19 protein-coding genes are annotated in these 21,866 nt (G+C 39.3%); 4 read left to right on the forward strand and 15 right to left on the reverse strand.

From position 1 onward, the window contains the following. The first annotated feature begins 73 nt into the window (after window positions 1–73). Window positions 74–583 carry a metal-dependent hydrolase gene (locus BVC89_RS16825; protein ID WP_086932303.1) on the forward strand — a complete coding sequence of 170 codons (510 nt, stop codon included), beginning with the start codon at window positions 74–76 and terminating at the stop codon, window positions 581–583. An 18-nt stretch (window positions 584–601) separates the two neighbouring features. Here the strand turns inward: BVC89_RS16825 and BVC89_RS16830 are convergent, their stop codons facing one another. Then, a complete protein-coding gene (locus BVC89_RS16830) occupies window positions 602–1,354 on the reverse strand; it encodes an AMP-binding protein (protein ID WP_086932304.1) in 753 nt (250 codons plus the stop codon). Window positions 1,355–2,888: 1,534 nt separating this feature from the next. On the opposite strand from BVC89_RS16830, the gene BVC89_RS16835 reads away from it, so the two are divergent. Then, on the forward strand, window positions 2,889–3,113 hold the full coding sequence (locus tag BVC89_RS16835) for a FeoA family protein (protein ID WP_086932305.1): 225 nt from the start codon (window positions 2,889–2,891) through the stop codon (window positions 3,111–3,113). Next, on the forward strand, window positions 3,110–5,221 hold the full coding sequence (feoB, locus tag BVC89_RS16840; RefSeq protein WP_086932306.1) for a ferrous iron transport protein B: 2,112 nt from the start codon (window positions 3,110–3,112) through the stop codon (window positions 5,219–5,221). Before BVC89_RS16835 ends, feoB begins: the two co-directional genes overlap by 4 nt. 219 nt (window positions 5,222–5,440) lie before the next feature. Here the strand turns inward: feoB and BVC89_RS16845 are convergent, their stop codons facing one another. The 5 genes from BVC89_RS16845 to BVC89_RS16865 all read right to left on the reverse strand — a co-directional run bounded on the left by BVC89_RS16845 (window position 5,441) and on the right by BVC89_RS16865 (window position 9,760). Further along, window positions 5,441–5,995, reverse strand: a complete 555-nt coding sequence (locus BVC89_RS16845) for a TetR/AcrR family transcriptional regulator (RefSeq protein WP_086932307.1) — start codon at window positions 5,993–5,995, stop codon at window positions 5,441–5,443. Between the two features lie 320 nt (window positions 5,996–6,315). Further along, window positions 6,316–6,936, reverse strand: coding sequence for a glutathione S-transferase (locus BVC89_RS16850; RefSeq protein ID WP_086932308.1), 621 nt, complete (start codon window positions 6,934–6,936; stop codon window positions 6,316–6,318). A 305-nt stretch (window positions 6,937–7,241) separates the two neighbouring features. Then, window positions 7,242–7,937, reverse strand: coding sequence for a 4'-phosphopantetheinyl transferase family protein (locus BVC89_RS16855; RefSeq protein ID WP_086932309.1), 696 nt, complete (start codon window positions 7,935–7,937; stop codon window positions 7,242–7,244). Window positions 7,938–8,024: 87 nt separating this feature from the next. Beyond that, window positions 8,025–8,531, reverse strand: a complete 507-nt coding sequence (locus BVC89_RS16860) for a hypothetical protein (RefSeq protein WP_086932310.1) — start codon at window positions 8,529–8,531, stop codon at window positions 8,025–8,027. 149 nt (window positions 8,532–8,680) lie between these two features. Beyond that, window positions 8,681–9,760 (reverse strand): TRAP transporter substrate-binding protein, encoded by a 1,080-nt coding sequence (locus tag BVC89_RS16865; protein ID WP_086932311.1) that lies wholly within the window; start codon window positions 9,758–9,760, stop codon window positions 8,681–8,683. A 342-nt stretch (window positions 9,761–10,102) separates the two neighbouring features. On the opposite strand from BVC89_RS16865, the gene BVC89_RS16870 reads away from it, so the two are divergent. Continuing rightward, window positions 10,103–12,253 (forward strand): EAL domain-containing protein, encoded by a 2,151-nt coding sequence (locus tag BVC89_RS16870; RefSeq protein ID WP_158657995.1) that lies wholly within the window; start codon window positions 10,103–10,105, stop codon window positions 12,251–12,253. 644 nt (window positions 12,254–12,897) lie between these two features. Here the strand turns inward: BVC89_RS16870 and BVC89_RS16880 are convergent. From BVC89_RS16880 to BVC89_RS16920, 9 genes are all read right to left on the reverse strand, one after another. After that, window positions 12,898–13,503 (reverse strand): hypothetical protein, encoded by a 606-nt coding sequence (locus tag BVC89_RS16880; protein WP_086932314.1) that lies wholly within the window; start codon window positions 13,501–13,503, stop codon window positions 12,898–12,900. 49 nt (window positions 13,504–13,552) lie between these two features. After that, entirely contained in the window at window positions 13,553–14,506 is a 954-nt protein-coding gene (locus tag BVC89_RS16885; RefSeq protein ID WP_086932315.1) for an MBL fold metallo-hydrolase, read from the reverse strand. Between the two features lie 369 nt (window positions 14,507–14,875). After that, complete coding sequence (locus tag BVC89_RS16890; protein WP_086932316.1) at window positions 14,876–15,217, reverse strand: hypothetical protein; 342 nt, start codon at window positions 15,215–15,217, stop codon at window positions 14,876–14,878. 618 nt (window positions 15,218–15,835) lie between these two features. After that, the gene (locus tag BVC89_RS16895) at window positions 15,836–17,011 is read right to left on the reverse strand and encodes a vWA domain-containing protein (RefSeq protein WP_086932317.1); all 1,176 of its coding nucleotides are present in this window, start codon (window positions 17,009–17,011) and stop codon (window positions 15,836–15,838) included. A gap of 27 nt (window positions 17,012–17,038) precedes the next feature. Further along, a complete protein-coding gene (locus BVC89_RS16900) occupies window positions 17,039–17,884 on the reverse strand; it encodes an AAA family ATPase (RefSeq protein ID WP_086932318.1) in 846 nt (281 codons plus the stop codon). A 180-nt stretch (window positions 17,885–18,064) separates the two neighbouring features. Next, window positions 18,065–18,958: a cobalamin-binding protein gene (locus tag BVC89_RS16905; RefSeq protein ID WP_086932319.1), complete on the reverse strand. Its 894-nt coding sequence runs from the start codon at window positions 18,956–18,958 to the stop codon at window positions 18,065–18,067. After that, window positions 18,955–20,052 (reverse strand): threonine-phosphate decarboxylase, encoded by a 1,098-nt coding sequence (locus tag BVC89_RS16910; RefSeq protein WP_086932320.1) that lies wholly within the window; start codon window positions 20,050–20,052, stop codon window positions 18,955–18,957. Before BVC89_RS16910 ends, BVC89_RS16905 begins: the two co-directional genes overlap by 4 nt. Further along, on the reverse strand, window positions 20,045–21,022 hold the full coding sequence (gene cbiB / locus BVC89_RS16915; protein ID WP_086932321.1) for an adenosylcobinamide-phosphate synthase CbiB: 978 nt from the start codon (window positions 21,020–21,022) through the stop codon (window positions 20,045–20,047). The genes BVC89_RS16910 and cbiB overlap by 8 nt, the downstream gene beginning before the upstream one ends. Then, window positions 21,019–21,846 (reverse strand): adenosylcobinamide-GDP ribazoletransferase, encoded by an 828-nt coding sequence (locus tag BVC89_RS16920; RefSeq protein ID WP_086932322.1) that lies wholly within the window; start codon window positions 21,844–21,846, stop codon window positions 21,019–21,021. The genes cbiB and BVC89_RS16920 overlap by 4 nt, the downstream gene beginning before the upstream one ends. Window positions 21,847–21,866 lie beyond the last annotated feature (20 nt).

Consider the following 21,866-nt stretch of genomic DNA (forward strand, 5'->3'; position numbering starts at 1 on the left):
TGAGCCACGCCAGTATAGAAGCCATCTCAAATTTTTGTTAGCACGTTAAATATTGATTTTAGGAAAATACATCATGCCATTTACTCCTTTTCATATGGGTACAGGAATAAGCATAAAAGCGCTCTTACAAGGTAGCTTCAGTCTTATGGTATTTGGTTGGACACAAATCGTGATGGATATACAACCTCTAGTTGTACTAATCACTGGCGAAGGACATTTACATGGTTTTAGTCATACCTACATAGGGGCGTGTTTACTTGCGATCTTCAGTGCATTGTCTGGAAAATATTTGTCTGAAATAGCGCTAAAGATGGTACAGCGTCGTCCTATTCATATTGCTTGGTGGGTATCTTTGCTAAGTGCATTTGTTGGTAGCTTTAGCCATGTGCTGCTCGATAGTATTATGCATGCAGATATGGAGCCTTTTTTCCCCTTTAGCGAAATAAATCCAATATTAGGAATAATTTCAATACCGGCATTACATAAGTTATGTATATATCTCGGACTTTTTGGCGCAGCTGCATATTTTGTCATTCATATTTATCTATCAAAAAAACACGAGCAGAGGAATAGAAAGGATTAATTAGCTCATTTTAATCAGCTAATTCACTATATTATGAGCTAAGATTGCATCGCAAGCATATTTACACGGGACTAAAACCAATGTAGCCCCCTGTATAATAGGCAAGAAAAGTTGAGGTAGACAAAGAGTTTTTAGCGCGGATAAAGTAGTTAAAAAATATTTCCTCGTTGAACGATCAAGTCTTGCGAGTAAAAAGTGACTCATAGTAAGACGAGAAATATTTATCTGCTGCAGTACTATATCTTCTTCACCGTCGACTCTACTGTCTACTATTTTGTGCTCGCGTGTACCGTAGCATGGAATTAACGAAGTACATGCAGGTAATCTTGGATCTATTGGAGACTCGATATTGCCCCCACAATAAGCCGATAAATCATCATGTACATATCCCATAAATGTTAACTTAGGATTAGCTAATGTGTTAAATAGATGACGCTGTTTAAAATCGGTTAATACCATTTCCACCCCAGCAGAAACCACCATAGTATTTAGGAGAGAGGCAGATAAATTAGAATCGAGAGCTAAATAGCTTCCTCCTATCTTTAAAACCGCCAATAAAGCGACAATAAAATCGGTAGTAAGCGGCAGAAGAACAGCAACTTTAGATGAAGGGCCCAATCCTCGATGTAATAGATAACGTGCTAATTTATTGGCTCGTCGATTCAACTGGCGATAGCTAGTCTTATCCCCATTGACAATTACCGCACACGCGTGCGGCAGCATTTCGGCCTGTTCTTCTATAAGGCTAACAAAGTCCAAATTTGGCACCATTACTTGCTGAACCTGAAGCGCTTTCACTATCGACAAAACACTATTAGTGTACTGAGTAATAGATGCATTTATGTTTACGCCTATATCTGTGCACAGCGCATCACTCCCCTTTCAGGTGTCAACAAACATTCGATCAAATTTCAAACAAAAGTATTCTCGTGAAGAAAATGCCGTTACTGTGCATGTATTTAAGCGAAAGCATATTCCGCTACGACGATAAAAATGGTATCAGCGAACGCAAGCAATGTAAATGATATTGATTATCATTTAAAGAAATGCTAACCTTACAATCATAGTGAACTAGGCAGAGAATGGAACGCCAATCGTAGGTAGCAGTCTATATTTTTACTTGGTTTTTCGCTTAGGCCCATCAAAACCGCGAGAAAGATAACGCGAGTTTGGAAAATATATGAAAAAACCGCAATAAAGTTTCCATAATAGTAATAGATAGTTGATTAGAATGACTTATACATGAAGCTCCTTTATTAAGTCGTTACCCTATATTTATACGGAGGAGTTAATACCTTAATCGAGTAATCCACGTATACAAACAAAGACGGACGAGTACTTATGTCCTAAATAAGCTGTTAACAATGTGGCAAGAACGTTTTAGAGGTTTGTCGTACTTCTAAATAAGCCCAGAAGGCTTTTTATGAAAGGTTGTGAAGCACTAATAATAAAGCGATTTATTGTTACGTGTTTTTCAAAATATTTTCATTCCTTGAGGGAGGGAGGCATTTAGGTATTTTTATTTTCGTGTTATTTGATGTTTTAAAAACATCCGTACTCCTGCAACCTAGCACAAAAATTATTTTAATACTTAAAAGCCGGAAGCCATCTGGGCTTATTTAGAAGTCCGATCAATTACCTAAGACGGTATACAAGTTTTTAATCGTGGTATCACCTCATAGCAATCTAGCTATTCCTTCCTGTTTTATGTAAGACACACCTACCCTAGCCTGGAAACCTCTACATTGGCATACTAAATATTGAATTAGACGCTAAATAACATGATAATGAGAACTTTTATCACATCCTAAATAATAGAAGATAAGACATTTATGGCACATTTAGGTGGAATATGAATTTTATAGATTCATATAGAAGAGCTCTTAGGTAGGTTATGTAGAAAGCCCATTGAATTAATGTTGAACACATAGCGATATCTAGAGAAGTAGAAATTGAACAAGAAGAAATTAATCGCGCCATTTTTCTTCAAAATAATCACGAATGCAGCTCACAATAGAACTATTGTGCAAGCGAGTGGTTTAACACTATTAATATTGAAAATCGAGAATTTTATCTTTTACAGCATGAATACTGACAACAGGCCTAATAGGCGGTAGCGATAAATAGCATAGGCCGTCACATAGCATTTCGTTTGGCTTTTAACCACACTTTTGCAGGTTAACGATGTTCATATTTCATACATGATCAATTTTCAATATATAAGTTTAAATTAAGAAAACAAAGCCTGGAAATGTTGATTATTTCCATGTTGGTATTAACAAAGAATTAACGATCAGTATTTTATATGACGCTTGCAGAACTAAAACAGAACCAATTAAGCCGCATTACCGGCTTTTCTCAAACAGGCGAAACATTAAACCGTCTGCAAACTCTCGGCGTAATTCCCGGCGCGACAGCTAAAATACTTCGCAGCGCGCCATTGGGTGACCCATTGCAAGTGCGTGTCGACAATACTTTGTTAAGTATTCGCGCTGCAGATGCCAAACAAATTCATGTGGAATGTTTATGAAAACATTTCGTATAGCATTAGCTGGCAACCCAAACTGCGGAAAAACAACGCTTTTCAATGATTTAACCGGCTCCAGACAAAAAGTTGCCAATTGGGCGGGGGTAACTGTTGAAAAGAAGACGGGGATTTTTAAACTCGACCAACATCATATCGATGTGACCGATCTACCAGGAATTTATTCTTTGAATTCTGAGGATCGGGGCCTCGATGAAGAAATAGCACGCAATTTTCTCTATCAAGACGCTCCCGATTTGGTCTTCAACATTGTTGATGCCGCCAACCTTAATAGACACCTGCTTCTTACCCAGGAATTACTAGCATTAGGATGTCCCACGATCGTTATCCTTAATATGATGGATGTGGCGCGCCAACAGGGTGTCGAGATCGATATCGAGCAGTTGCAAAATCGTCTTGGCGTGCCAGTAGTACCAATAGTAGCCAGCCGTAATGAAGGCTTACCTGAACTGCGCACCCTAACCCAAAAAATTATTGAGCAACCCGATTTCTTAAATACGCCGAACTCAGCGATTGTCGGCTCAGAAAGCTCTCTTGCCGAGCGCTACCACTGGATTAAAGAACAGACCGGTGATGTGGTCATGTTCTCCCCGCAGACCACATCTCTTACGGAAAAAATTGATCGGATAGTGCTAAATCGATGGCTAGGTATCCCGATTTTCCTGTTAATGATGTACTTGATGTTTATGCTAGCCATTAACTTGGGTGCGGTATTTATAGATTTTTTTGATATCTTCCTGGGGGCTTTATTGGTTGATAGCCTTGGCGGCGCACTCGGTAGTATCGGAGCTCCAGACTGGTTAGTTACTATCGTCGCCGATGGTATTGGCGGTGGCATTCAACTGGTAGGCACATTTATTCCCGTTATTGGCTTTTTATACCTTTGTCTTAGCGTACTTGAAGATTCTGGTTATATGGCGCGAGCCGCTTTTGTGGTCGACCGTTTGATGTCAAGAATTGGCTTGCCAGGCAACTCCTTTGTGCCGCTCATTATTGGCTTTGGCTGTAACGTACCATCAGTGATGGCCTCTCGTTCACTTACCCGTGAGCAAGATCGCCTGTTAACTATTGCCATGGCACCATTTATGTCGTGTGGGGCAAGACTTACAGTTTATGCTTTATTTGCCGCCGCTTTCTTTCCTAATAATGGCACCACCATAGTTTTTGCGCTATATATGTGTGGAATATTAGTGGCTGTTTTTACAGGCTGGCTATTTCGAAAAACACTGTTTTCTGGTCAAGCATCACCATCCTTTCAAGAGATGCCTGCCTATCACATTCCAACCTTACGTAATATTCTCACCACCAGTTGGCACAGGCTACGAGGCTTTATTGTAAGAGCCGGCAGCACCATAATTAAAGTGGTTACAGTGCTGACGATTGTCAATTCCATTGGTATTGACGGCAGTTTTGGCAATCAAGACAGCCAAGATTCAATGCTAAGTAAAATAGGCAAGACCTTAACACCCGTGCTCGCACCCATTGGTGTTAAGGAAGAGAATTGGCCAGCCACTGTAGGTATATTCACCGGCGTTTTTGCCAAAGAAGCTGTTGTGGGAACACTGGATGCTCTATACCAAGATGTAGCCGGAGAGAGCGCTGATGAGCAAGACGATTCTTCTCTATTAAACAGCACGGTAGAAGCCTTCGTATCTATTGGCAACAACTTACTGGACTTAAGTAATGCACTACTCGACCCAATAGGTTTAGGCAGTGTTAGCGATAGCGCTGATGAACAAGGTGTCTCAAATACCGGCCTAAGAGCGATGCAATCTCTATTCGAAACACATTTTGCTGCTTTTTGTTATTTGGTTTTGATTCTGCTTTACACGCCTTGTGTCGCGGTAATCGGAGCTATGCAGAGAGAGTCGGGGTGGTATTGGTCGAGTTTGGTTGTCGCCTGGTCGAGCTTTTTAGCCTATTGGACAGCCAGTTGCCTCTACCAGATTGGCACTTTTATGCAACATCCTAAGTTTTCCATCCCATGGTTACTTGGCGCTAGTGCAGCGATGTACTTAGCAGTTCTAGGTTTACGACGTTTAGGTGAAAAATCTTTAAGCAAGAACGAGAATATCATTGCATCTTCAAGATAGGGCAACTTTTCATTGCCCTACTGTCGTAATGCTATTACCGTTGTCTCATTTGCTGCACTGCTCGACTGGTTACTTTATCTTTACTAGCGGCTCAATATAATTAATCTACTTTTTTATCAAGGTAATCCATCCATTAACACCTTAATCTTCTAATTAATTTGCGAACACGCTTAAACTTGATAGCCTAAACTTGGCAAAAAATCGATTGTTTTTTGCTCGCTAAACAATAAAGCTTCTTATTAGTTCTTGCTGTGCCCGCAGTCGATCTATCCCATTTTCGACTCTATCAATAAGAATTGCGCCTTCTAAGCCAGAGACTATAATTTTCGAAAGAGATTTAGGGCTTATCTGCGTGTTTAATTGATCTTTATGCTTCTCAAAAATATTACTCAACCAGTCTTCCACTTGATGGAAGTACTTTTGCAATAAATCTCTGCTACGGGAATCTAGAGTAATCACTTCCGCCGCCATCATGCCACACAAACAAAACTTATTCGCCTTTAAAACATCTTCGAATATCTCGATGAAAGCATCCACTTTTCCCTGTAATTTGGTCTCGCGCTGATCAATCTCCTGCAATAATTCATTAAATGTAATGGAATATTTATCAATAATAGTGCAAGCAAGGTCTGATTTTTCTGGAAAATAATAGTGTACGCTTGATGATTTAACACCGACTTCGTCGCCAAGTGTGCGAAAGCTTAGATTGTGAAAGCCAGATTGTTGTACCGTAGCCGTTGCTACAGTTTCAAGTTTTGAACGTTTATCAGACATCGATATTTACCTACAAATATATTATTCGTAAATAATTATAACACCAACTGACTATTAATAGACCAAGTAATAGATCAAGCAACGTGGAAGTTATTCCTCCTATATATAGGTCAACCAGCCCAGCTTTGCGGCTAATGATTTTATTCAGTCGAGATTGAGTATTTCGACATCAGCGGGATAATATTTACTGTGTTTAGTATCTTTTTACATCAATTTATATTTCTTTGCATGGCCTAGTGTTATTCGCCATCAAGTAGCTTTACTGGAAACTGAAACACAGCACATCTTAAGATAAAACTCAGGATGTGCTGTACTCACAATTAGCCTGCAATACTTGGTCGACTTGCCATACGTCCTTTCCAAGCAAGAAGGTTAGTGCATTCAGCAGGAACCTCCATTTTAACAAAATCAGCAAAAGCTAAACCCGCAAACAAGGTGATATCGGCCATTGAAAAATTTTCGCCAGCTACGTATTCATTGTTTGCCAATACTGAATCAAAGTAACGCATACCATCGAGCGCTCTCTCCTTTTGCTTGTTACCCCATTCAGCATTTTGATAAGTTTCAATATCTGGGCCCAAACCAGGAGTCGCATGGTGGAAATAAGCTCCAACAGCATCCAATACTCCCTGCTCTGCACGGCGCTGCATCATATGAACAACTGCACTCTCTTTAGCATCTTTACCTGTAAGACAGATACCATCGAATGTTTGATCAATATACTCGGTGATTGCAGTACATTCTGAAATAGTTGTGCCGCAATCAAGCTCAAGCACAGGCACAGAAGCGCCGGGGTTTTTGGCCAAGAACTCAGGCTTACGATGCTCACCGCCAGGAACGTCAACAGAGACAAATTCAACTTTATCAAATGCGCCTTTCTCAGCTAATGCGATACGAATACGAGCAGGATTAGGGAAACCCTCAAAATCATATATTTTCATTACATTTCCTCACTTTCGGTTATATGGTTTTCTGTTAAATATTTAAAATAAAGGGGTAAAAAAACTATCTACTGATAGGTAGATTAATGCATGATGAATTGCTTGTCAAGCAATCAGTTTTGAATCGAAGCAGGAAAGTTTAAATAACTATCTTAACCGTAAGTAAGGGTACGGATAGCGGTACAAGCGTTTATATGCAGGGGTAAGTCGAGCGCAGGTAAAAGAAGTCGTAATAAAAGGCAAATAAGAGCTAAGCCACTGCCAAAGAGTAGCTTGAACATTGAGAAGTTAGCATAAGAGGGTTGTCAGTGATTAAGAGTAATACATGTTACAACTTGTTCATTTGGCAAGATATGGAAACTTCCTTGGACTAACATTCCTTTGGGAAGAACCTCCGCTAGAGTTTCATTGAGTTCAAACGAGACAGTATTAGCCATTCGATCTAGTTCAATAATTGACACAGCATCAAAGCCGAAATAGCGTCTAACGCTTCCGTAAGCGGCTTTGAAAAAAGCCTCTTTAACTGAGAAAGCCATAGTAAATAATATGGCTTTCTCTTCCGGGTTGCGACTAATTATCTGCAACTCCCGCTCATCTAAAATCTGTTCTTGAACATTATGCATAGTTTTAGCGCTAATTTTATCCTCAATATCAATACCAATTCCTAGAAATCTAGAAGAGCGATCGATAACAGCCACCGCATGATTACTACAATGAGAGATAGAGCCAATCAGGCCTTGTGGCCATAGTGGCTCACGATTTTCACCAGTATCGATAAAAGAAGTTTCAATACCAAAACGTTTTAACGTTTTTATTGCACAATAGCGTCCAGCAAAATATTCTGATCGTCTTTTCAGTACTGACTTGGCGAGTCGATCAGGCATAACAACATTATGCGTTTCAAATAAATTGTCGTGAAACGATTCTCTATCAAAAATACAGTGATAAATTGACAAATTCTTATTGAACCAATCATGAAATTCCTGAGTGATAAAAAACATATTTTAACTATCTAGTTTATATAGTCTTATTATTCGTATTGCTTTCTACACACCGAAAGCGGTGAAGAGGATACTTTTAGACCTCGCCTAGTTTTTAGAGGTGAGGATGGTCTCAAAGGTCTTTTGCCATTGGCCATTGGCAAGTCTCTGTCCATACTCATTCCATTCACCATTTTTAAGACGCTGAAAAGTTAGTCGAAAGTCGCCAGCTTTATTTAGGCAAATAAATTTTTTATCATTCAAGGCACACTTAAAAGAACGGGGCTTACCTCCTGAGTACGGTGTATACCAATAGTGACCAGATTTCACATCGTAGTATATGACCGTATGCAAGGCGTAGGTTTGTTTACCATCACGCTCCCCTCTTGCATTTATTAATAGTAGCTTTTTGTCCAAGTCAAAACGAACATACTCGGTGTCATAATATGGCGTCTGTGACTTATCAGCACCATAAGATATACCCGGCCCCGCCCAATTGCCGACTAAAAAACTTAAGGCTTGGATTGCATTTTCTTCGCGCACCTCGTGCTCTTTTTGAGCATTTACATAGGTGTAAGGCAATAACGTAGCAAAAAAGAATAGCAGTCTTAACATAGTTCCCCTCCCCCTTAGAATGTGATATTCGATTATACACCTACACAACATACAATGCTAAAACCGAATAATAAAGAGTTAAGAAGACTAAATTTAGCAAACATATTCAGTAGAAGAGTGTTATATAAAGAGGCTTTCAAAAAGATGGGTTAATTATTATCGCTGACGTCCTCATAGGCGCCATATATTTTATAATAGTCATTAAATTGTTTTTTAAACTCCATTTTATCAGAAAAAAAACGTTGAAATGTTTTACTTTGTTTACTGTATTTATCATAAATAATTTCTGACTTTTGCTTCCATACTTTTAAATCTTCTTCAGTCCATGCGCTAATCGTCACACCTTCCCTTTTAAATTGCTCTAGCGCTTGTATGTCCATTACCTTTCCTTGCAAAGTCGTAGTTAATGCAAAAGCTTGCATGGCTGTTTCTAGGATGGCCCGTATATCTTTAGGAAGACTTTCAAAAGAAGACTTATTTATTAGGAAATCACCGAGAACAGAAGGCTGCCATATTGCTGGGGCAATGATATGGTCAGCTTTCATTTTTTTTGCGTGATGAAACTCCATCTTTATGGTTGCACTGGGCACCGTCCATTCAACACCGTGCAACCTACCCGATTCAAAGGCTTTTTTAATATCAGCACTAGGAATAGTAACTGTCCTAATCCCAGGAGCGGCTAGTCGCAAAGTCTCATTAGGAATACCAGGACCAATCCGCACAGATTTACCTTTTAAGTCATCTAGACCTTTAATTTCTTTTTGGGTAATTAAACCAAGTTCCATGCCTGCCCACCAAGCAGGTCGCCAAAGTATGCCATCTTTGCTTGTCAATTCGTTGGCGTATTTAGTGCCGTTACCTACAAAAAACCACATCATAGAAGCATCAATATTCATAAATCCATAAGGGCCAGATTGCAAGGCATTCCACGCGATATCTGAGCCCTGCCACCAATTAGGCCATCCCACTGCCATCTGAACTTTGTTATGTTTGATGGCATTATAAATACCGGGGCCTTTCGACTTACGTTCAATACTATCACCTGGAATAGTGATGATAGACAGGCGACCATTCGTCATAGTTTTGATGTTTTTTGCAAATCTCTGTACCGCAATATAATCGGGATTAGCTTCTGGAGCCTGAGACTGGAGATGCCATACAATCTGTTGGCTAGCGTAAACGTGGTTTATAGATATGAATAATATCAGAGTAAGCAAGAATATTTTCATAGAACGAAGCTGTTTCGGAGCATCTCCACCAGTATTTCAATAGTTTTCTAAGTACCTAATGCTACGTACAGCTATTCTTATACTACTTTTCTCATAGCAGTTCATATAATTATAGCGAACACACAGGTAATAGTTACTAAATAGTTATTAACTAGCGCCTAAAACAACGTTTTTCTGTAAATACGTAGTTTTTACGGTAACAAATAAGAAATCTTAACTATTTATAACTTTCTTATAAACATTTCTTATATTTACTTTCATACTCTAAATAATTCAAAAGCATATTTTTGTTCTACTATTTTTTAATATAGTTAACGATTGGTCTTCAATGTGCTTATTTCCTTGAATGAAAATATAGGAATTCGTCTATTACGCCATGTATTTGGGTGGTACTTTGTCATTGCTTTACTTGTAACGAGTGTACAATTGATCTCTGAATATTTGAATGTAAAAAAAAGCATATTCAATGAACTATCTAATCTTGGTGAAACACTCGAAAACAGTTTGGCTCAGTCTATATGGAATTTTGATGTTGATCAGATGGAAGCCACCCTACAAGGTGTAAAAAAAATCAGCATAGTCACAGGAATAAAAGTAACAGATACAGAAGGCAATCTATTTACTGTCGATGGCAATATCGTTAACGATGATATTCTAATATCTTTTACCGAACATCAAGGTGATTTTGGGCAAGGAAATGTTTATGAAATAAGTTATAAAGAAGACACGCAGACAAAGACAATATTTCAATATAAGTTTCCTATTAAAGATAATTTTAGTTCAGATAAAAACGCAGTTATAGGTTATTGTTATATTTACTCTCATCATTCTTCTATTATCTCACGTGTAAAATATGGTTTTTTCATCATCATTATCAATTCGTTGATAAAAACTTTTGCATTGTGGTTGATATTCTTGTTTTTCATCAAGCGAATTATATCTGAGCCACTTGACCTACTTAATCAAGCCACCCAGAGATTGATACCGAACGAAGCGGGAAAAATAGAAGAAGAGCATAAACTAGAGAGAATTTATCACTCTGGATTTAACGACGAGATCCACAGTTTGACCGATAGCTTTTTAAAAATGAAAAATGCTATTATCGATAAGATAAATATTATTGAAAAGCAAAATCTGACGCTGGAACAGAGAGTTTTAGAAAGAACATCAACAATAGAAAAAATAAACAAAGAACTCAAGCATCTCTCTTTACATGACCCTTTGACTGGCCTTCCAAATCGAAACCTTTTTCATGATCGTATTGAACACCTTCTTCACTCCGCCCAAAGAGAAGAATTTTGCTTCGCAGTCGCCAGCATTGACTTACGGAAATTTAAAGAGATTAACGACACCTTTGGTCATCAAGCTGGCGATGCAGTATTAAAGGAATTATCTCGAAGAATGAACCAATCAATGCGTGATGCCGACACCATAGCTCGTATGGGGGGCGATGAGTTTGCGATGTTGCTGCAAAATATTGACAAAACTTCGATTGAACATGTTGGCAAAAGAATTGTGAATTGCGCTTACGACCCCATAGCATACGAAAGCGAAAGTATATTTTCTGGCATTAATGTGGGTGTTGCTATATATCCAGATCATGGAAATGATGCTAGCTCATTATTTCGAAATGCAGATATGGCAATGTATCAAGCCAAAAAAAATGAAGATGGTTTTGCCCTTTATAATACACAAGTAAACTATGAGATACACCGGCGAGAAATAATCTCGAAAGATCTAGAACATGCTATTCATAACAATCAGTTAATTATATATTATCAACCTATCATCGTGAGCTCTACGCGAGAAGTCAAGGGTATTGAGGCCTTATTGAGGTGGAACCATCCAGATCTGGGGTTTATACCTCCTGATGAATTTATTGCTATTGCAGAACGATCGTCTTTAATTAAAACAATTACCGAATGGGTAATGAAACAAAGTCTAAAAGACGCTGAAAAGCTTAAGGCACAGGGATACGAGCTTAAAATATCCATCAATTTATCTGGTCGCCTGCTCAATGATGTGAATTTCTTCGAGAAATTAGGCGACATCCTAAATCAATACAGCTTCCCCAGAGAAAATATTACACTAGAACTGACAGAATCATGTACAACAAAAAACCCTCAACAAACTATCGATGCCCTGAAAAAAATTAAACCTTTAGGTGTCAAGCTTTCAATGGACGATTTTGGCACCGGTTATTCTTCTTTTTCTTATCTAGTTCGATTACCAATCGATGAGTTAAAAATTGATCGAAGCTTCTTACGCGACTTCAATGATAACGGCGGGATAGTAATAGAAGCAATTATTTTGCTCTCACATCGCTTAGGACTAACCGTTGTGGCCGAAGGTATAGAGGATGAAAATGTTTTACGTATCGTGGAAAGCTACGGTTGCGATTATATACAAGGATACTATTTTTCTCGGCCAATTGGCTTTGACCAATTAGTAGTATGGCTCGATAACTTTAATTCTAGCGCCGAAGCCATCTGATAGATCGATATTTCATTTTCAAATATCTCATTAGTGATAAATATGATCTTTGGCAATTCAGTAATTTTTTAAGCCCATTTTTACACCAAAGCCTAATACCACCTTAAAAAATAGCGAACATTTATATTCGATATGTGTTTTCTGTCTATAGATCACCTAAAGATGAACTTTAATTGATAATTCGATACTTAATAGGTAAATATGAATCGTCATTTATTGGATTATAAAAATGAAGCATTTACAGTCCTATAGACCAGTAGAATCAGATCGAGAAGGCAATGCCATATTTAAGAGGAACAGCGATTTTATCGCTAACAGAATAATTAAGAATTTTAGTAAGATAGTTCCTGTTGTAATTACAACGTCAATAATGGCAGCTGTTGTCTCAGTTTTATTTAGCGCTTTTTTATATCAATTAGTGGTCTTAAGTGGAATTTCTGCTGATTGGATAAAACTAATAAAGAATATGATATTGTTTCTATTCTTTATCTCATTTCCAATTATATTGTTTCTTCATTTTCCATTATTTAAAGAAAAGGTTTAAGCAATCAAATTTCACTAGAAAGAATACTTAAAGCTACTCAATCTAGTGATAACACACTTTATATACGATCTGCTTTACTAGAAGTGGCCAAGCACTGCCTTCAATATAAAGATATCATTTCTCCCACCAGAAAATGTGCAGTTTTATTAAGTAATTCTTCGATAACTTCAGCATCACTTTTTACATGTTCCAATGGCGCTGAAGGTGGATTTGACGCAACTTCTTTATAGTCCTCAGGATATTTTAAAGTTCTTTTTTGTCCATCGCTTATAATAACAAGATGCAATTGCGGGAGAACATTATCTCTATTTTCTGAGGAGGAAAGAAAGCCGTAGCGCTGAATAACAATCTCCGTTTTGGGGGGGTATTTGATTGATGTTTTTGCAAGTTGTTCTTGCAAAATACGCTCAATATTCACCTGCCCCGCTTTCGCACGCTCATCAATTTCTTTTCCTATACCCTCATCAATAGCGATACCTACCGCAATTCCAGTTGGCCCCAGGGTAGACATTAGCATCATTCCTGCACCCGCCCCTTTACCGGAAAAGCGTATCCTATTAGGGTCTTCGACTATAATTGAGAATTGTTGAGAAGGAAGTCCTGTTTGCGTGGAGCACGACAAAGCAATGAAACTTAATAGAGAAATTACCAGTATCCCCGTCCTACTTTTTTGAAAACAAAGCTTCCCTACTTTTAAAAAAGCCATACTATCCTCCACATCTTATTGATTTGGCACGCTACAGTTTATATAGAAATTACTTTACGGGTATTTTATCACCGTCTTTTGCCAATAAAGCAGTGCTTTTAATAGCTTTACTTACTATATCAGCATTTGCACTAAGATTTTTAAGACTGCGTTTCATAAAATGAGCCAGCACTACTTTTTTAGCCTTTGAGTTTTTGGCAATTACTGCTAAATCCTCGGGTACCATATGCAGAGCCTGCACAGGCTCTGGAGCACCTACTTCAATTGGCATATTAAGTACAAGTAGATCCACGTCTTTAACAAACTTAGCAATTGCATCGCGGGCTTTTGAACCACTATCCCCCATAAAAGCAAGGTGACAACCTCCGATATTCACCTTCCACGCCACAGATGGCAAAGCGCCATGACTTGTAGGTAGACTGGATACTATTAAATTTTTGTTTACCGTAAAATTTTGGCTTTTCTCAGCGGGTGCAGACTGCGTGCGAAAGTTATAACTATAAGGTGCTTCATATTCTGGGAGGTGGCGATGTAAATACGGATAGAGGCCATCTTTTTTATCGAGTATTTGCTTAATGTAGCTTTCCATACTCGGCAGATGCTCGTTGCCCCACGGACCAAATAGCTGAAGATCTTCTGCACGGCCAGTAAAAAATGAGCCTTTTACATATACCGGAAGATCGTTGACATGATCCACATGTAAATGAGTGATAAGAACCGCCTGAACATCATTAAACTTAAGAGACATTCGTTCAAACTCGCGACTGGTTCCCATTCCTGTATCAACCAACACTCGCGCCTTATCTTCCAATAAAATAGCAAAGCCAGAGCTATTGCGGCCGTCGTCCAGTTCCGGGCCACCACTACCTAAAACAGCTAAAGATACTGGATCACATTGATGAGCGGCATTAACCGAAATCGGAAGAATATAAAGCACTGCAGCATAAAGGATAATTTTAGTTCGAGACAGAAACTTCGTGAAAAGTATTTGCGATATTTGCATATAATTCCTAGGAGTATATTGGTTGTTTTGCAAGCACAGGTGAATATTCGCAGACAATTGATATCGGCCAGGCAGTTAGCCTTTGATCATTGGGATAATCGAATAGCGCGATTTACGGTGTTTGAATATAGATGACTGTCTCAGGGAAAGCAACGCTCTTATATGGATAAGTTTATATAATGCGCCAAGAGAAATCGATAAAATCAACAACAGGATCCAAGTAAAAGAGCGCTCTTAGGTAACTTGCGTAACAATGTGATCCATCCTCGGCAGACAAATTCGCATTAAACAAAAGCAATGCGGCAATATCAGTCTGTTATTGCGTGTACCGAACCTTAAATCGCTAGGATATTTTACACGCGAACCTAGCTAGATCTTACGCAGTACACTGCTTAGACGATATCGCTTATACATAGCTGAAAGAGAAGACAAGCAAAAAACCACTATCGCCAAATTAGTAAACGATAGCCAATTGTAAGATAACGCCATAGTACTGATTAACATAAGCACTACTAGCAAGGTGACCTTATCTCTAAGAGCAACATCTTCTTGATACTTATCACATACAAAATCAGCGGTTTCGCACGACCTGTCGATATTATCAATAAAGTCATCCGAATACTGAGTAGCCATTGTGCTCTTTTTGGCAAATTCTACACCACTACCATGTCCTACAGAGGTAGGATGAGTATGTAACTTCAACGATTTCATAACATTTCCTGATGCTTATAGTTATTTTGGTACCGAATGCCTGTTAGCAGACTGTTGCATCGAATTGCAATATATTAGCTTTTTATCATCTATTTTCAGATTTCTCAATAAGCTCATTTATTGTGCCAACTTGTATGCAACTTTACTACATTACTCATAAATTTGGAGTCTGTATTTATGAGAAAATTCCATGACGTTATATTTACGTGATAGACAGATATTTATACGGGATAAAAATAAAAAAGTTTCGCTTTTAACCAAATCTAGCTGACTAAAATTAGAGCGCATTTATCGTATTGATAAATTGATAAGATACATATTGGGAATATATATTTGTTCTTCTGGTTATATAGAAAGAATAATAACGAAAAAAGCCGTCAAAATAATGACATTTTTATAAGCGTTATAAGCCACTTAGTATAAGAGCTTAAGTAAATAGCCAACACTAAAAAGCCCTCTTTTAAAGAGGGCTTTAAAAATTTTACCTGCTAATAAAATGATGATATTGCTTGCAATTTTTTACTGATTATTCACCATTTATCGCAATTGCAGCAAACATAGTTTGTGCCCTCCTAGCTAGCTTACAACACCGATAAATTATCACTCACAGACTCTAAATCACTTACTCAAATATTTAATCATTTGATCTATACCATCTATGGTGAGAGGATACATATGATCTTTTAAAAGTTTACGAGTGATATCAATAGACTGCGTGTACTCCCATGCACTAAAACGTGTTGGATTTAGCCACACAACTTTATTAAAAGTGTCTGTTAAACGCTCCATCCATAGCGCGCCCGGTTCTTCATTCATATATTCAACTGAGCCGTAAGGGCTGAGAATTTCATAAGGAGACATTGAAGCATCGCCAACAAAAATAACGCGATAATCTTTACTGTATTTATGTAGGATGTCCATCATCGGTGTCATTTCCGTGGTACGGCGAGCATTATTTTTCCACACATTTTCATAGATAAAATTATGAAAATAAAAATACTCTAAGTGTTTAAACTCACTGCGACAGGCCGAAAATAATTCTTCGCAAATACTTACGTAAGGGTCCATCGAACCACCTACATCAAAAAACAGCAAAACCTTTACTGCGTTATGCCTCTCAGGCACCATTTTAATATCAAGCAGACCTGCATTTTTAGCAGTAGAAGAGATTGTATCGGATAAATCCAACTCATCAGCAGCCCCCGTTCTGGCGAATTTTCGCAATTTGCGTAATGCCATTTTAATATTACGGGTACCTAACTCGACACTATCATCTAGATTTTTGAATTGTCTTTTTTCCCAAACTTTTACGGCTTTTTTGTTACGGCTTTTGCCCCCGACTCGAATCCCTTCAGGATGATAGCCGTCATTGCCAAAAGGCGATGTACCGCCGGTGCCGATCCACTTGCTACCGCCTTTATGTTTTTTTTGTTGCTCCTCTAGACGCTGTTTAAAGGTTTCTATTAGTTTTTCTAAGCCACCTAAAGATTCAATCTTATTTTTTTCTTCTTCCGTTAAGGACTTTAAAAATTCAGACTTAACCCAATCGTCAGGGATTATTGTATCTATGATATCTTCAATACTGGCAAGACCATCAAAATATGCACTAAAAGCCTTATCAAAACGATCAAAATATTTTTCATCCTTAATCAGCACAGTGCGAGATAATAGGTAAAAATCATCGACCGAGCCAAACCCCAGGCCGGCATCTAAAGCTTCCAATAGTATAAGATGCTCTTTTATAGAAACGGGTAATTTCGCTTGTTTAAGTCCATAGAAGAAATTAATTAACATAACAATATACTATTTTATGGAGGTGTATTAACGCTTTTCACGGCGCAACATAAAAGCTAGGCGCTCTAACATGTGAACATCCTGCTCATTTTTAAGCAAAGCACCATATAGCGGCGGTATCGCTTTACTGGGATCACGGTTGGTCAGTACATCATCGGGAATATCATCCGCCAGCAGCAATTTGAGCCAATCGACCAGTTCTGAAGTGGAGGGCTTTTTCTTTAACCCTGGAACATTGCGCACATCAAAAAATATATCGAGAGCTTCCTTCACCAAGGTCGATTTTATCTTAGGAAAATGCACATTAACAATTTGCGTCATGGTTTCACGATCAGGAAAGTTGATATAATGAAAAAAACAACGGCGTAAAAATGCATCGGGCAATTCTTTTTCATTGTTACTGGTAATAATAACAATAGGACGATGTTTAGCTTTTACTGTTTCGCCGGTTTCGTAGACAAAAAATTCCATTTTATCCAACTCAACCAGTAAGTCGTTAGGAAATTCAATATCCGCTTTGTCGACTTCATCAATTAATAAAACTACTTGTTCAGGTGCAGTAAAAGCTTGCCATAACTTACCTTGTTTTATGTAATTATTAATATCGTGGACATCATCATTACCCAGTTGAGAGTCTCGAAGGCGAGACACGGCATCGTATTCATATAACCCCTGTTGGGCTTTGGTAGTAGACTTAATATGCCACTGGATAAGAGGTTTGCCTAAGCTTTCTGCTACCTCTTCAGCCAGCATGGTTTTACCCGTTCCTGGCTCACCTTTAATTAACAGTGGGCGTTGCAATGTTACAGCAGCGTCTACCGCCATTCGCAATTCGTCCGTCGCCACATACCGTTCAGTGCTATTAAATTTCATAAATAACTCTCTTTAATAATTCTATTTACTCGCCAGTCTACTTGCCTATTTACATTAGTATTAACAGGTCCTAGTTTAATACAATGGCAAAAAAACGTAAGTTAGTACGCAAATTCGTTCTTTGATATCAGCTTATATTTAGTGACATGTTTATAGGCTGTTTTTGGCAATATCAAGGCGCTATTTATTTGCCAAGTACTGACACATCAAGGCAGCACCATCGAGTATGCGCACAGTGTGTCGCTGGATAATATCAGGGGCAATAAAATGAAGTCGATTATGCTGAACAGCATCAATACTCGGCCATCGCTTCCAACTATCTAACCAATCAGGACGACTTTCCCCCATACCGCTGGCAATAATTACATGAGGGTCACGCTGGACAACGGATTCCACACTAATTTTAGGCGCCAAGCTCATCGCCTTACCAAAGATATTGACGCCACCACACAGGCGAATAACATCACTAATAATATGCGTGCCATTAATGGTTTGGATAGGATCATGCCATACTTGGTATAGGGTTTTCACCATGTGTTGATCCTGTTTTCGATTTTGTATGTGACCCGTTTGCTGGCTGTACCTGTGTTTAAGTTGACGATAACGAGATTCAAAACCTTGCGCGGCTTTATCTGCGATCTTTTGCGTATTGGCCAGTTCACCAAAGTCTCGTATTGAACGGGCAACGTCGGTCAGACGACGGGGATCGCTGGCGTAAACCGTAAGGCCTAAGCGTTCAAGTTTTTCAAGTATTTTGCCACCTCTGCCGGAGCGCCAAGCGATCACTAAATCAGGCTTAAGGTCGATGATGGCTTCGATACTAAAAGAGCTGATGCCTCCGACTCTGGGAATACGTTGAGCCGATTCAGGATAATCACAATAGTCAACCGCTCCCACAATATACTCCCCTGCCCCTGCAGAATACAGGTTCTCAACAATATGTGGCGCTAATGCCACAATACGTCTCGCAGGCTTTTCAAGAGCCACAGAGCGATTCATATAATCTTTTACATCGATAGCCGCGTTAGCAACGGTGTAAATACAAAAAAATAAAAAAGCAATACAATATTTCATAGAGTATATTTCTGAAAAATAACGTTGACTCGATCAAGTTGCTCGCCAGGCAAACCAAAGCGAATCCATGCACCTTGGCTTTGTTGAGAACTATCAATGTCTTGATGAAATGGTTTCCCATAACGCAACAAAACAGCGAGCCTGGCACAATAAGCGAATATCTCAAGACATTGCTCTACTGTTCCCCATAGGGTTAGAAACAACCCACTATTGTGCACCTTTAATCCAAGAGCATTCTCCAAAAGGGCTTCCATCACCTTACTTTGATGTTGGAGGCGTTGTCTTTGCAGCGCTATCCATTGATAATCTGCCAGTGCCTGCTGGCCTATAAATAAAGCGGGGGAATTAATACTCCATGGCGATTGAAGCGCAGCAAGGCGTTGTTTCCAAAACTCATTGGAAACAACGAAACCGAGCCGAATACCTGCCAAACCAAAAAACTTTCCAATGGAACGCAGAACAATAATATTGTTTGGCATATTAGGTTTAACCACAGATTCATCTGGCGTCATATCCATAAACGCTTCATCCACCAACAATAAACCTCCATTCCCCCAATAACGATATAGGGACTCTTGAATTACATTTAAGGTGGCCGAAGCCAGTAATTCACCTGTGGGGTTGTTGGGGTTAATAACAACCACATACTGCACTTTTTTTGAGGTGACTAGCGTCAGTAATTCATCAACATTTTTGTAATAACACAGGCGATGCCCAGCTTTTTGCCATGCTTGCTGATGTTCCTGGTAGCCATGGGCAGGAATGGCCACATACCCTTTTTCAACTAACTCAGGGATACAGGCAATCCCATATTGTGTTCCAGGAACGGTCAATAACTGAGTGGCAGCGCAGTTGTAGTAGCCTGCAGCCACCTCTCTTAAACCATCATCGCTCTGGGGTAATTGTCGCCAGATATGTGCTGGTACTTCAGGCACAAGCCAACTCCAGGGACTGATACCAGTAGACAAATCAAGCCACTCGTCAGCGGCGTAACCAAAGGTTTGGCTAGCCCAATGCAGGTCACCGCCATGAGCTGGCATTGCTTCGTCGAGTACAGCATGCCTACTCGCTTGTTGGTATGTGATATCAGCCATATATCTTCCAAAAGAAAAAAAACAATGCCGTGCATAGTGCACTTAACACCAGCCAGAGAATCAATGTCTTATCTACTAACTGCAAGCTGCGCACAATATCTTCATCACTGGGCTTAGCACCAATGCCAAGCACAGGACGCTGCTCTAGATTACCGTGGTAAATAGCATTGCCTCCCACTTCTATTTGTAAGGCCCCAGCTCCTGCTGCCATTACCGGACCGGCATTGGGACTTGCACATTTATGTGCCTGGTCTCGCCATGCCTGCATACCACTACGATGACTACCCAACATGCTATAGCTAAACGCCACGAGGCGGGCAGGAAACCAATTCATAAGGTCATCGGCACGGGCGGCGACTCGGCCAAAGTAAAAAAACTTATCGTTGCGGTAGCCCCACATAGCATCCAAGGTGTTCACCAGTCGGTAACATAGGGCGGCTGGTGCTCCTAGCAGTAAGAACCAAAAAATAGGTGCAAATATCCCATCAGCACCATTTTCCAATGCCGACTCTATCGCTGCGCTACGAATACCGCGTTTATCGAGTGAAGCAGTATCGCGGCTCACAATTAAACCAACCGCCTGACGCGCCTTATCTACTTCACCGCGGCTTAAAGGTCGATAAACCGCCATCACATGTTGATGCAAGCTTTTGCGAGCAATACAACAATACAAAATAACGCTTTCAAGAAAAATAATAGCCGTTATATATTCATGCTGAACAACCAGAATATAGTGTAGATAAGCAACAATCGCCGTTAAAGGTATCACCGCTATGCCCCATGCTAAACCACCCATAAGTAGTTTAACTTTATTGGAAGCGGAGATATTAAATTCTGCAGATAAATAGTTAACAAGCGAACCATAAGCGACCAGAGGATGATAGCGTTTAGGTTCGCCAAGTAATGTGTCTAATACCAAGGCAAGAAAGAGGGAAAGCAAATGTGCAAACAAAAACACTTCTATGTTCATAGCCCACTCGTGCTCGGTACAAGCCATAAGCATATAAACAGCGTAATAAGCTCCGAAACTTCAATTAAAGCGCCGACACAATCCCCAGTATAACCATTAATTTTTTTTAGCCAGAAAGATCGCCAGTAAAGTGCCCAAGCACCGAGCATCAGTATAATTAAGAGTGAGGTAAAGAAATGGGTTAGTAGCCATAGAAGAGTAAAGCTAAGCAATACAAAAATAATGATAATTTTCTGATAGGCATCAAGAATAATATTAGCAGCTAAACCATCTTGCCGCGCATATGGGGTATTAGCCATAAATATTAGCCCATTTAAACGACTTAAAGTGCTAGCTGCGACAATAGCGATACATGAATAATAGCTATCGGAGTCATTATCATAAATTAGCAGAGACTCGATCATTGCCAATTTCATAATTAATAGCAATACAACCGCCACAACCGCCATTGGTCCAGCACTGGGATCACGAAATACTGCAAGCGCGCGTTCTGGCGATTTATGAGAGGCAAAAGCAGCATCCACCGCATCAGCTAAACCGTCTAGATGAATTGCCCCTGTTACCATAACCCAAAGAAACAACACTAAAGCAGCTTGTACGAGCGGCGAAAAAGAAGCCGGAAAAAATTGTAGCAGCAATAAAAGAAAGACACACAACAGACAGCCAATGATGGCACCTACAACAGGATAAAATATAGCGGACACTGTCTTTAAAGACGCGTCTATATTAGATGGCAATTGCTGCAAGGGTATGGGAATACGCGTTAATAAACCTAAAGCGAGCAGCAGCCCTTGCAGCATAAAACGAGATTTTGATATGGCCATAATTCGCAATAAAACTCGAT

Source organism: Agarilytica rhodophyticola, from assembly GCF_002157225.2.
GTDB classification, from domain to species: Bacteria; Pseudomonadota; Gammaproteobacteria; order Pseudomonadales; family Cellvibrionaceae; genus Agarilytica; species Agarilytica rhodophyticola.

Coding starts and splice junctions, on each gene's coding strand:
- BVC89_RS16880 (WP_086932314.1), bottom strand. CDS start 13,503: ATGGCTTTTTTAAAAGTAGGGAAGCTTTGTTTTCAAAAAAGTAGGACG.
- BVC89_RS16910 (WP_086932320.1), bottom strand. CDS start 20,052: ATGGCTGATATCACATACCAACAAGCGAGTAGGCATGCTGTACTCGAC.
- BVC89_RS16900 (WP_086932318.1), bottom strand. CDS start 17,884: ATGAAATTTAATAGCACTGAACGGTATGTGGCGACGGACGAATTGCGA.
- BVC89_RS16850 (WP_086932308.1), bottom strand. CDS start 6,936: ATGAAAATATATGATTTTGAGGGTTTCCCTAATCCTGCTCGTATTCGT.
- BVC89_RS16860 (WP_086932310.1), bottom strand. CDS start 8,531: ATGTTAAGACTGCTATTCTTTTTTGCTACGTTATTGCCTTACACCTAT.
- BVC89_RS16905 (WP_086932319.1), bottom strand. CDS start 18,958: ATGAAATATTGTATTGCTTTTTTATTTTTTTGTATTTACACCGTTGCT.
- BVC89_RS16830 (WP_086932304.1), bottom strand. CDS start 1,354: ATGGTGCCAAATTTGGACTTTGTTAGCCTTATAGAAGAACAGGCCGAA.
- BVC89_RS16895 (WP_086932317.1), bottom strand. CDS start 17,011: ATGTTAATTAATTTCTTCTATGGACTTAAACAAGCGAAATTACCCGTT.
- BVC89_RS16890 (WP_086932316.1), bottom strand. CDS start 15,217: ATGAAATCGTTGAAGTTACATACTCATCCTACCTCTGTAGGACATGGT.
- feoB (WP_086932306.1), top strand. CDS start 3,110: ATGAAAACATTTCGTATAGCATTAGCTGGCAACCCAAACTGCGGAAAA.
- BVC89_RS16835 (WP_086932305.1), top strand. CDS start 2,889: ATGACGCTTGCAGAACTAAAACAGAACCAATTAAGCCGCATTACCGGC.
- BVC89_RS16885 (WP_086932315.1), bottom strand. CDS start 14,506: ATGCAAATATCGCAAATACTTTTCACGAAGTTTCTGTCTCGAACTAAA.
- BVC89_RS16865 (WP_086932311.1), bottom strand. CDS start 9,760: ATGAAAATATTCTTGCTTACTCTGATATTATTCATATCTATAAACCAC.
- cbiB (WP_086932321.1), bottom strand. CDS start 21,022: ATGAACATAGAAGTGTTTTTGTTTGCACATTTGCTTTCCCTCTTTCTT.
- BVC89_RS16920 (WP_086932322.1), bottom strand. CDS start 21,846: ATGGCCATATCAAAATCTCGTTTTATGCTGCAAGGGCTGCTGCTCGCT.
- BVC89_RS16845 (WP_086932307.1), bottom strand. CDS start 5,995: ATGTCTGATAAACGTTCAAAACTTGAAACTGTAGCAACGGCTACGGTA.
- BVC89_RS16855 (WP_086932309.1), bottom strand. CDS start 7,937: ATGTTTTTTATCACTCAGGAATTTCATGATTGGTTCAATAAGAATTTG.
- BVC89_RS16825 (WP_086932303.1), top strand. CDS start 74: ATGCCATTTACTCCTTTTCATATGGGTACAGGAATAAGCATAAAAGCG.